At 59.2% G+C, this 11,343-nt stretch carries 11 protein-coding genes; 7 read left to right on the top strand and 4 right to left on the bottom strand.

The genetic code is table 11. The annotated features are described in order from the left end of the window. A partial coding sequence (locus AC1D35_RS13055) for a hypothetical protein (RefSeq protein ID WP_477938674.1) occupies positions 1-220 on the top strand: 220 nt, incomplete at its 5' end. 157 nt (positions 221-377) lie between these two features. After that, positions 378-704, top strand: a complete 327-nt coding sequence (locus tag AC1D35_RS13050; protein WP_477854558.1) for a hypothetical protein — start codon at positions 378-380, stop codon at positions 702-704. A gap of 136 nt (positions 705-840) precedes the next feature. On the opposite strand, the gene AC1D35_RS13045 is transcribed toward AC1D35_RS13050, so the two are convergent. The 4 genes from AC1D35_RS13045 to AC1D35_RS13030 form a co-directional block, all read right to left on the bottom strand. Beyond that, positions 841-2,040 carry a mandelate racemase/muconate lactonizing enzyme family protein gene (locus AC1D35_RS13045; RefSeq protein ID WP_477835048.1) on the bottom strand — a complete coding sequence of 400 codons (1,200 nt, stop codon included), beginning with the start codon at positions 2,038-2,040 and terminating at the stop codon, positions 841-843. Between the two features lie 17 nt (positions 2,041-2,057). Next, the gene (locus AC1D35_RS13040; RefSeq protein WP_477854556.1) at positions 2,058-3,419 is read right to left on the bottom strand and encodes a mandelate racemase/muconate lactonizing enzyme family protein; all 1,362 of its coding nucleotides are present in this window, start codon (positions 3,417-3,419) and stop codon (positions 2,058-2,060) included. Between the two features lie 68 nt (positions 3,420-3,487). Then, positions 3,488-4,654 (bottom strand): mandelate racemase/muconate lactonizing enzyme family protein, encoded by a 1,167-nt coding sequence (locus AC1D35_RS13035; protein WP_477854555.1) that lies wholly within the window; start codon positions 4,652-4,654, stop codon positions 3,488-3,490. Between the two features lie 54 nt (positions 4,655-4,708). Beyond that, positions 4,709-5,419 carry a GntR family transcriptional regulator gene (locus AC1D35_RS13030; protein ID WP_477854554.1) on the bottom strand — a complete coding sequence of 237 codons (711 nt, stop codon included), beginning with the start codon at positions 5,417-5,419 and terminating at the stop codon, positions 4,709-4,711. Between the two features lie 208 nt (positions 5,420-5,627). Between AC1D35_RS13030 and AC1D35_RS13025 the strand changes: the two genes are divergently transcribed. The 5 genes from AC1D35_RS13025 (at position 5,628) to AC1D35_RS13005 (ending at position 11,335) form a co-directional block, all read left to right on the top strand. Further along, the gene (locus AC1D35_RS13025; protein WP_477938673.1) at positions 5,628-7,106 is read left to right on the top strand and encodes an ABC transporter substrate-binding protein; all 1,479 of its coding nucleotides are present in this window, start codon (positions 5,628-5,630) and stop codon (positions 7,104-7,106) included. A gap of 76 nt (positions 7,107-7,182) precedes the next feature. After that, on the top strand, positions 7,183-8,142 hold the full coding sequence (locus AC1D35_RS13020; RefSeq protein WP_113509898.1) for a carbohydrate ABC transporter permease: 960 nt from the start codon (positions 7,183-7,185) through the stop codon (positions 8,140-8,142). Next, complete coding sequence (locus AC1D35_RS13015) at positions 8,139-9,029, top strand: carbohydrate ABC transporter permease (protein WP_113295871.1); 891 nt, start codon at positions 8,139-8,141, stop codon at positions 9,027-9,029. The genes AC1D35_RS13020 and AC1D35_RS13015 overlap by 4 nt, the downstream gene beginning before the upstream one ends. Positions 9,030-9,040: 11 nt before the next feature. Further along, positions 9,041-10,138, top strand: coding sequence for an ABC transporter ATP-binding protein (locus AC1D35_RS13010; protein WP_477938676.1), 1,098 nt, complete (start codon positions 9,041-9,043; stop codon positions 10,136-10,138). 33 nt (positions 10,139-10,171) lie between these two features. Then, positions 10,172-11,335: a mandelate racemase/muconate lactonizing enzyme family protein gene (locus tag AC1D35_RS13005; RefSeq protein ID WP_477938672.1), complete on the top strand. Its 1,164-nt coding sequence runs from the start codon at positions 10,172-10,174 to the stop codon at positions 11,333-11,335. The last annotated feature ends 8 nt before the right edge of the window (positions 11,336-11,343 follow it).

The following is an 11,343-nucleotide window of genomic DNA, read 5'->3' as shown; positions in this document are numbered from 1 at the left end:
GCCCCCAGGTGTCGGCGGATCGAACGCGCACTGGAGCAGCAATGCCGCCAAGGGCAACCGTCCGCCTCGCCCATCCCTACTAAACGCGACGGAAGTTGAAGACATTCTCGCGAAGATTCGCAGCATCAAAGCCATGTTCGAAACGGCGATCAGCGTCGTAAAGCATCACGCTGAGCGGCAGAACCAGTTGACCTCCGGCTCCGCTCCCGCTGAGCTTTGAAACGCACCAGAAGTGCGGCAGGTGCGACCTGAGGAGACGGATCATCCCGGAAAAGTTCTCAATCTTGTGTCATTGTTGAACTTCCGACGGCCAACTTCGTTATCGGGATAGATCGCGATGCCGCGACCGCCCCTTCGCAGAGAAGTGGATCAAAACCATGAAGACGTTACTGCTGACCGCTGTTGTCGCCCTCATTGCGACCCAGTCTTTTGCGATCTCACGGCTCAATCCGCTTTCGATGAGCTGTGCAGGCGCCCGTGCGGCCGTCCATAATCAGGGTGCGGTCATCTTCAGATGGACATCGCCAAGGGGTTTGCCGCTGTACGATCGGTTCATTCGAAATAGCCGCTTCTGTGACGCCAATGAATATGCTGAGTGGAGGGGTATCCCGACCCGCGATGATCGCGCCTGCCAGGTCTTGGCATGCCGAAACCTGGACAGCCGACCCGGTAGCGGGTTCTTCATTCCCGACTACAGTCTGTAGCGAGCCGCCGCCGTACCCGATTGCGACAAGACTATGAATATCGGCCTTCATTCCGTGGTTGCAGATCGATACCAACTATTTCGATAGGCCCTATCACCTGTTCCCCGACAAGACCGGCACGGCAGGTGGGTGAGGATCAGTCGAAAAAGCCCGCATCCTCTTCCATGAGATATCTCCTGGCCCCTTCAGCGTCGATATCGAGGCCGAGCCCCGGCGCTTCCAGCAGGTCGACCATGCTGTCCTTCACGATCTGCGTCGGCAAGCCGATTACCAGATCCTCCCACCAGGGGTCGGAGGCGCTCGGATATTCGAACGCGACGTAATTTGCCGGCAAGGTGGCGCAGACATTGATCAACGCACCAAGTCCCAGCAGGCCGTTAGCGGTGCCGTGCGGTGCCATCAGGATCGAGTGCATATAGGCGTGCTCGGCGACCCATTTGAGCTCGGCAATGCCGCCAATATCGGCTGGATCGGGGCCGATGACGCGCACCGCCTGCGTCTCGATCAGTTCCTTGAAATTGTGCCGCAGATAGATCTGCTCACCAGTGTGGATCGGCGTCGAGGTGGAGGTCGTCAGCTCCCGATAGGCCTGCGGATTGACCCACGGCACGTAGTCGCCAGTCAGCATGTCCTCGAGCCACATCAAATTGTACTTCTCGACTGCGCGCGCGAACTTGATCGCATCGGGCAGCATCCAGCCTGGGCCGCAGTCGAGTGCCAGGCTGACCTTGTCGCCCAGCACTTCCTTCATCGCGATCACACAGTCGAGCATGTGATTGAACCCGCGCTCGCTGATCACGCCCTGATCCATGGCACCGTGATAGCCGGCCTTCTTCTGCGTCACGCCGTAGTGGAAGTCCTCGATCGTGTCCTTCATGTTGGAGTGGAACGAGATTCCTTGCTTGACCATGAAGAAGTTCTGCGGCTGTTCCATCATCCATTTGACGTCAGCCGCGTAATCCTCCGGCCGGTCGCCCGTGCGTTTCTGGCGAATAGAGCCGTTGTAGACGCGCACCTTGTCCCGCACCTTGCCGCCGAGCAGTTTGTAGACGGGCACGCCCGCGGCCTTGCCGGCAATATCCCACAGGGCATGCTCGATAGCGCTCACCGCCGCGCCGTACGGCTTGAAAGAGCCGCGCTGGCGGATCTTCAACATCACTCTCTCGACGTCGGTCGGATCCTCGCCGATCAGTGCCTCGCGGAAATGCAGCACAAAAGGCTTGAGGTAGGACTTGGTGAATTCGACTTCACCCAAGCCATAGAGGCCCTCGTCCGTAACGATGCGGACGATCGGGTGTTTGCCGATTACGGCGCAGCGCAGATCGGTGATCTTCATCTTCGTTCCTTTTCGCTTCAGCTCCAGGTGCGATCCCAGGAATACTCATCGTCCCATCGATCCGTAGGCTGCCAAATGCCGGTGACACCTGGCTGCAGATGCTGCGAGATCAGCTCGTCGACGACGTCGTCAATCCCGAGGCCCGGCTTGTCCGTAACAGTGATGAAGCCGTCCTTCACCAGGGGCTTGGGAAGGCCTGTGACGATATCGTCCCACCAGTCAACATCGGCAGAATGGTATTCGAGCGCCATGAAATTTTCGGTCGCGGTCGCGACATGGGCCGCGGCCATGGCGGCGATTGGACTTTCTGCCATGTGGATGGCCATGGCGACACCCTTGTCCTGCGCCATATCGCCGATCTTCTTGGTCTCGAGGATGCCCCCACTGGTCAGCAGGTCCGGGTGGATAACGGAGACGCCACCGCTGTTGAGCAGGGGCTCGAAGCCCTCCTTGAGGTATATGTCCTCGCCGGTGCAGATCGGTATCGTCGTGGCGTCCTGCAGTTGTCGGTATTGTTCGGTATATTGCCAGGGGATCACATCCTCGAGCCAGGCTGGCACGTATTTTTCAATGCGCCTGGCAAGGCGAATGCCGTTCTGCATGGAGATATGGCCGATATGGTCGATCGCAAGCGGCACATCCATGCCGATAACCTCACGAACCTCGGCGATGTATTGCTCAAGCAGGTCGAGGCCCTTGTCGGAAAAGTGCAGGCCGGTAAACGGGTGCGGGACGTTATGCAAATCGTACGCAGCGTTGCGGAGACGCCGCTCTTCAACGCTCTTCAGCGGCCCGCGACTGGGACTGTCGCGGTACCCTTCGAGTGAACCAGCAGGAAACACAACCGCACCGGGCACATCCGCGATCTGCATCAAACCCAGATCCATCTTGAGGAAGGTGAATCCGAGCTCCATGCGCTGCTTGAGACGCTTACCGGTCTCGGTACCGCTCGGCACTGTGGCGTCAGTATCGCAGTAGACGCGCACTTTCTCCCGAAACCGGCCGCCGAGCATCTGGTAGATAGGGACGCCATAGGCCTTGCCGGCAAGATCCCACAACGCGATTTCAACCGCCGATACGCCGCCGCCTTGCCGGCCGTGCCCGCCGAATTGCTTGATCCGGCGAAACAGGCGGTCGATATCGCAAGGGTTCTCGCCAAGCAATCGGCTCTTCAGCATCAGCGCGTAGGTGGCGCTGGCGCCGTCGCGCACCTCACCAAGCCCGACGATGCCCTGATTGGTGTAGATCTTGAGCAGCACCGAGGTGAACGGCGCACCGACAATTTCGGCCACCCGCATGTCGGTGATGCGAAGGTCGGACGGCTTGGAATGCGTGTTCACTCGATTGAGCGCCTCGTCGGCTCCATGTGCCTCTGGCATGATTTATCCTCGTTCTGGTCAGCAGGGCTCGTCGTCGTGCAAGCTTGAGCGGCGTAGAGCGGTGATAGCTAGTCCAGCTCTATCTCGTGATCTTGAAGGTATTCGCGGTTCATTTCGACGCCGAGACCGGGCTTGTGCGTAAGCCTGAGGCTGCCGTTCGAAACATCGAGTGGTCTGTCGATGAGGTGATCGTATTTGCCCAGGTTCCACTCCGACGTTTCAAGCTTGTAGAAATTGGGAACGGTCATCATCACCTGCGCTCCCGCAACCACGTTGATCGGCCCTGCGGCGTCATGCGGCGAAACCGGGATGTAGTAGGCTTCGCATAGGGCGGAAATCTTCTTGAGTTCGGTAATGCCGCCGGTCCAGGTGACATCAGGCATGATGTAGTCGGCGAGCTTATTTTCGAGCACCGGCACGAAATCCCACTTCGTGTGGCCGCGCTCGCCCCACGAGATAGCGGCGCTGACCTTCTCACGGACCTGTTTGAGCGCATTGAGGCTCTCCGGTGGACAGGGCTCCTCGAACCAGTCGATCTGACCAGCCTCCTCGAGGCTGCGACAAAGGCGAATGGCGGTGGGAACGTCGAACCGGCCATGCGCATCGATGAGGATGTCGACATCGGAGCCCGCCGTTTCGCGGATCAGAGCCGTGAGTTCGGCGGCTTCGCGCTCATCCTTGCGGGTCATGCTGCCATCCAGGTAGCCGTCACGTTGTTCGCGAGACTGTCCATCGGCGGTGCTGCCCTGATGGGGGAACGGATCGAACTTGAGCGCGGTATGGCCGGATTCGACGATGTCTCTGATTTCGCGGACCACAGCCTCCTTGCTGGTGAACTTGGCCTGGTTGGGATGGGTATAGAGCGAGATTTCATCGCGGACCGGTCCGCCCAGCAGCTCGTAAATCGGCTTGCCAAGAACTTTGCCGCGGATGTCCCAGAGGGCTATGTCGATGGCGCTGACGCATTCTACTGCGGCGCCGCGACTTCCCATATAGGTGAAGCTACGGAATATCTTGTGCCACAGATACTCGATGCGGGCCGGGTCCTCGCCTGTCACAGCGGCACCGATCTGCCGCAGGATCGTGCAGAGGGCGCGATTGGCGAGCCTTGTCGTGGTGGTGATCTCACCCCAGCCGCTCACCCCCTCGTCGGTCGTCACTTCGACGAACAGAAACTCTCCCCAATAAGAAGCATCGGATCTGATGAGCCACGGCCGGACGCTAGTGATTTTCATCTCAACTGCCTTTATCTGAAATGGTTGGGATAACGATATTTGAGGCTATGTATTCTATCCTGCCCGGGCGGCGTTCCGCGCCCGCATGTGTTCGAGGATGTGTCGGCCTGAGCCCTCGACATGGCGTGCAATGAGTTCAGCTGCCTCGTTTGCCATTCCTGTTTTTACATGCGCGATGAGCTCGCGATGCTCGCTCAGGATCGAGGCACGCCGGGCAAGCGTAAAGTTGAAGCGCCGGCTCACGGCTCGAAGCACTTCGCGATGCTTCCACCAAAGTTCAGCGGCGTGGCGGTTGTAGTGCTTTTGGTACATGACTGTGTGAAAGGCGGTGTCCAGCTCGCTGTGCCTGACCGTGTCGGCGAAGTTGTTCTCTTCAATCAGGCCTTGGATGCGTTCGAGATCAGCAATGTCCTCGACTGTAGCCATATTCACGAACCATCGCGTCAGTGCCGGCTCGATCAAGACCCCTATCTCGTAGATGTCCCTAACAAAATCCTGATCTATCGGCCGGACGCGTGCTCCGCGGTTGGGAACCAAGGTGACAAAGCCCTCGCCGCGCAACAGTTGCAAAGCCTCGCGCACGGGGTTCGTTGAGGTGCCGTGGCGCCGGGCGAGGTCGGTGACCACAAGCCGATCATTGGCTGCGAGCCGCCCTTCGATGATGTCGTCCCTGATCAATTGATAAACCGAGGCGCCCTCGCTGGAGGCCCCGATAGCGTCGATCCCTTCCGGTGGTTTCGCTTTAAAATCACTTGTTTCGGCCAAGACTGTCCCCAATCAATACACATATTGCTCGGATATCATGCGAGGCATCTGCAAACAATGTACGATTTCTTCAATTGACAGGCAATCTTTAATCTGGAAACGTGCAATGAGGTCGAAGGGATACATTGGGTGGAAAGTCCCGCGACCGGGGAGCAAAGACCGCTTGCCTCGATGCAGAGCGGCTTGGGAGAGAATCTGGAGGATTCCTATGACGAGGATTTCACTCGGCGGTATCGCCGTGCGCGCAACTGTATCCACTGCTTTGATGCTATCATTGATGTCCGCGTCTGCGCTGGCTGCGCCGGTCGACTTGAGCAAGTGGTCGCCGGAATATGTGCGCTCCATCGCCGGCACACAGGATTTTGACACGGCGGGCGATTGCGCCAAGGTCACCCCACTCGACTATAAGGGGCGGCTGACTTTCTGGTATCAGGGTGTGTTCGAGGGCGACCCCGACCTGCTGCGCCAGTATTACAAGGACTTCTTCGAGACGTTCCGCAAAACCTATCCAAACATCCAGCTTGAGGAACAAGCCCTCACCTATAATGACCTTCTGGACAAGTTCCGGACTGCACTTCTGGGCAATGCAGCGCCCATGGCGGTGCGTCTGCAAATCCTTGGTGGCACCGAGTTCGCCGCAAAGGGCTATCTGGAACCGCTCAAACCCGAGGATGTAGGGTATTCGACCGAGGACTTCTGGCCCGGTGCAATGAAGGCTGTAACCTGGGAAGGGGTGACCTACGGCGTCCCAACCAACAACGAGACGATGGCCTTCATCTGGAACGCCGACATCTTCAAGCGCGCAGGCCTCGATCCAGACAAGGCTCCGGCAACCTGGGACGACGTCGTCAAATATTCCAAGCAGATCCACGACAGGCTCGGCATTGCCGGTTACGGTCTCGTGGCGCGCAAGAATGCCGGCAATACGCCGTATCGCTTCATGCCGCAGCTGTGGGCCTATGGCGGCGGCGTCTTCGACGAAGCCACTGCGAGCCCGACCTATAAGCAGGTTGAGCTCGATAGCCCGCAGAGCAAGGCGGCATTGCAAGCCTCCTACGATATGTATGTTCGCGACAAGTCGGTTCCGGTTTCGGCACTCACCAATCAACAGGCGGACAACCAGCCCCTCTTCCTCGCTGGCCAGCTCGGCATGATGGTCTCCCATCCTTCCGACTATAACGTCATGCTCGACCTGCAGAAGAAGACGACGGGCAGCGACAAGGACAAGGCGCAGACCGTCATCGACAATATGCGCTACGGTCTGATACCGACGGGCCCTGACGGCAAGCGTGCCGTCGTGTTTGGTGGCTCGAACATTCACATCCTGAAGCCCGAATATGTCGAGGGCGGCAAGGTGGACGAGCCGGCGGMAAAGGCTCTCGGCTGCATGTGGGCGAGCCCCGAATGGTCGTTGAAGATGGCCTATGCCGGCTCGAACCCGGGGAATCTTAACGGCTTCAAGACCAAGTGGATGAAGGAACGCCTTGATAGTATCAAGTTCCTTGATGTCACGACCTCAATGCTGCCATACGGCATCCCGTTCCCGGCGCTGCCACAGTCGCCCGAGATCATGAACATCATCGTCCCTGACATGCTGCAGAATGCCCTCACCGGAGCGATGACTGTCGACCAGGCAGCGGACGACGCGGCCAAGAAGGTAAAAAACCTGACGGACGGCGGACTCTAGTCCAAGCCTGACCACGATCTGACCGGCTGCATCGCGATTGCAGCCGGTTTCTTCCGAAGAATAAGGGCAGGGCACAGTGACGATCTTGACTGGCAAGGCCGAGGCGCGCCGAAGACTGCAACCCGACAGGTCCGGCGTGCTGCGAAAGATCTGGGAGCACCGCGCTGACTACGCGTATGTGCTTCCCGCGATCGCCGTGATGCTCATCGTTATTGCCTATCCGATCTACTACACGATCGAGCTGTCGTTCTTTAATACACCGCCTGGCCTGCAGCTCCGGGACAAGATTTTCGTTGGCTTCGACAACTACTCCGCCATCCTCACAAGTCCGGTGTTCTGGACGGTCACCTGGAACACTCTTATCTGGACACTGGGATCCACATTTATCTCATTCGTCCTAGGGTTTGCCTGCGCCCTGGCGCTCCATCGCGACTTTCTCGGCCGCGGCATCCTGCGGGCCATCCTGATCATTCCCTGGGTCATCAGCGCGGTCGCCGCGTCCTATATCTGGAAGTGGATCTACCATTCGGACTTTGGGATCATCGGCGCGGTGCTTGTTGGCCTCGGACTGGCCGACCGGCCGCCGAATTTCATCGACAGCGTCAGCACAGTGCTGCCCTCGCTGATCGTCGTCAATATCTGGCGAGAGTTTCCGTTTGCCATGATCATGATGATGGCTGGCCTGCAGACGGTTCCCGACCAGCTGCTGCGCGCCGCAAAAGTCGACGGCGCCAATGCATGGCAGCGGTTCTGGCACGTCACCTTTCCGCACTTGAGAAACGTCTCGACGGTGACGATCCTGCTCTTGGCAGTCGCCAATTTCAATTCTTTCATCATCCCCTGGATCATGACCGGCGGCGGGCCGTCGAACGCATCGCATATCTGGATCACCCACATTTATGAGCTCGCCTTCGGCCGCCAGCGCTGGGGCGTGGCATCGGCCTATTCGGTGCTGCTGTTCCTGATCCTGATGTCGTTCGGCTATTTTTACGTCCGCGCGCTGAGCGGCAACGAACGCAAGGATGGAAGCGAATGAGCGCCATTGCCGGGACTGCTCGTCGAGGCCAGGGGCGTCGCCGTACGCGCATCGATGGATGGCGGTGGGGCGGACGAATCTTTCTCGTGTTCATGCTGCTTTACACCGCATTACCGATGATCTGGATGCTGATCACCTCGATCAAGTCCGGCTTCGCGGCCATGCAATTCCCGCCCCAATGGTGGCCGGACCAGCCTACCCTTGCCAGCTACGAGAAGCTGCTCGATCCGCAAAACAGCGTCGGCCAGGACTTCCTGCGCTTTTTCTGGAACAGCCTTTTCGTCTCCACCACAACGACCATCCTTTCGGTGATCGTGGCAGTTCCTGCCGCCTACGCGTTTTCGCGCTTCACCTTCCCGGGCCGGAACTTTCTGTTCTTTGCCGTCCTGCTGCGCAACATGTTCCCGGCAGTGATCTTTCTCGTGCCGCTCTTCATCCTGATGCGCGCGATCGGGCTTGTGAACACCCATGGGTCGCTTGTTCTCACCTACCTCACATTCGGGCTGCCGCTGGCAATCTGGCTCCTCAAGGGCTTCTACGACAACATTCCGGTGCAACTCGAGCAGGCGGCGCGCATCGACGGGGCAACGCGGTTCCAGGCCTTTGTCCTGATCGTGATGCCGCTCTCGGCGCCGGGGATCATCGCCACGGCGATCTATTCCTTCATTGGCGCGTGGAACGAGTACATCTACGCCTACACCTTTCTGTCCAAGAACGAGCAGTTGACACTGCCGGTCGGTATCCAGCGCTTCTTCTCGGAAAATACAACGGACTTTCCGGGCCTGATGGCGGCCAGCTTCATGATGAGCGTGCCCGTCGTGGTCCTGTTCCTCGTTCTGCAACGATACTTCGTACGCGCCCTTACAGAAGGCGCAGTCAAGCACTAAGGGAGTTGCCGGTGGCCCACGTGGTCCTCAAAGATCTGGTCAAGACCTATGGCAGCTTCAAAGCTGTCAACGACGTTTCGCTGACGGTCAACGACGGCGAATTCGTCGCACTCGTCGGCCCCTCAGGCTGCGGCAAGACAACCACACTCAATCTTGTGGCGGGGCTCATCCCCATCACATCGGGCGACATCGTCATCGGCGACAGGGTGGTCAACGACCTCGACCCCAAGGACCGGGACATCGCAATGGTGTTCCAGAACTACGCGCTCTATCCGCAGAAATCGGTCTACAAGAATCTGGCGTTCCCGCTGCAGATGCGCAAACTGCCAAGGGACGAGATCGACAAAAAGGTCAGAGAAGCAGCGCGCGTGCTCGACRTGACGCAGCTGCTCGAGCGCAAGCCGCGCGAACTTTCGGGCGGGCAACAGCAGCGCGTGGCGCTGGGCCGTGCCCTCGTTCGCGATCCGGCGGTCTTCCTGATGGATGAACCACTCTCCAACCTCGACGCAAAGCTGCGCGTGCAGATGCGCTCAGAGATCAAGCGTTTCCACCAGGACCTCAACGCGACGATCATCTACGTGACACACGATCAGCTCGAAGCAGTAACCATGGCCGACAGGATGGCGGTGATGAATGGCGGCTACCTGCAGCAATACGATACTCCGGCGCAGGTCTTTGCCCATCCGGTGAACATGTTCGTCGCCAGCTTCGTCGGCAGCCCGGCGATGAGCCTTGTTCCGCTGGAGGCATCGACGGCGAGCGGCAACACCGTGTTGACCAGCGCGGAGGGTTGGCGCCTCGAACTCTCACCGGAAAACGTCCAGAAGGTCGCTAGGGCAACAACAAAGAAGATCGTGCTCGGCGCGCGTCACTCGACGATCAGGCTGCATAAAAGTGCGATGCCGGGAAGCGTCCCTGCCAAGGCCTACACGGTAGAGCCCACCGGAGACGTCACTTTCGTGCAAGCCTTCCTGTCTGGCGCCATCGTCAACGTCAGCGTGCCGCCGACCATTGCCGTGGCGCCTGATGAACAAATTTGGCTCGAGTTCGATCAGGAGCGGATGCATCTGTTCGACGGCGAAACAGAAATGGCTCTCAAGGCCAACTGAGATCAGGCGGATGCGTGTGAAACGAGAGCGTGGATGACTGCGAAGCTTAAAATCACGGCGATCAAGCCCTATCCAGTATGGGTAGGAACGCGCAACCAGATGCTGGTCAAGGTCGAGACCGACAACGGCATCTTCGGCTGGGGCGAGAGCGGCCTGAGCGGTCGCGAGAAGGCCGTGGCCGGCGCGATCGAGCACTATCGCGAATTTCTCATCGGCCGCGACCCGATGCAGATTGGTCGGATCTGGCAGGAAGCCTATCGCAGCCAATATTTTGAAGGCGGGCGCGTTCTGCAGGCAGCGATATCCGCCATCGACATTGCTCTTCACGACATCAAGGGCAAGGCGCTTGGCGTGCCGGCCTATGAACTCCTGGGCGGTAAGCAGCGCGACCGCATTCCAACCTTCGCCTCGACCGGTGACGAGGCCGAGGGCGATGTTGCTATCGAACGAGCTCGCGAACTACGCGCCCAGGGTTGGCAGGCGATCCGCTTTTTCCCCATCGGGCAAAGCAGCAGGGATATCTTTGAGCCGCGGGAGTCGATCGGCGCTACCGCAACCATGCTGAAGAAGGCGCGCGAGGCGCTGGGCGACGAGGTCGTCCTGGGGATCGACTATCATCATCGGCTGTCGGTGGCAGAGGCGGCGAGCTTCTGCAACAAGCTCGGCCGCGGGGTGCTTGATTTTCTCGAGGAGCCGATACGAGACGAAACGCCCGAGGCCTACGAATCCCTGCGCAGGATGACCGACATCCCGTTCGCCATCGGCGAGGAATTTGCCAGCAAGTGGCAATTCCTGCCCTATATCGAGCGTGGCATCCATCAGTTCAACCGGCTCGATGTTTGCAATGTTGGCGGGCTCACCGAAGCGATGAAAGTCGCTGGTTGGAGCGAGGCGCACTATGTGGACCTGATGCCGCACAATCCCTTGGGCCCGGTCTGCACGGCGGCCACCATCCATCTCGCCGCCGCGGTGCCGAATTTCGCCTGGCTCGAGACTAGGGCGCCCGAAGCAAAACTGGGCTTCGATAATTCCGAGTTCTTCCCCGTTCAACCCCGGCTCGACGGCCCCGACTATCCGGTCAGCGATCTGCCGGGGCTCGGCGTCGAGGTCAACGAAGAGGCGGTCAAGGCGGAGAGCTTTCGTTTCTGGGAAGCGCCTCACCTGAAGCGCCGCGACGGTTCTGTCACCAACTGGTAGTTTCATCC

It is taken from the genome of Rhizobium sp. P1_E6 (assembly GCF_056405875.1).
The sequence above is the reverse complement of the archived record's forward strand: the minus strand, read 5'-3'. Positions and strand labels throughout refer to the sequence as shown.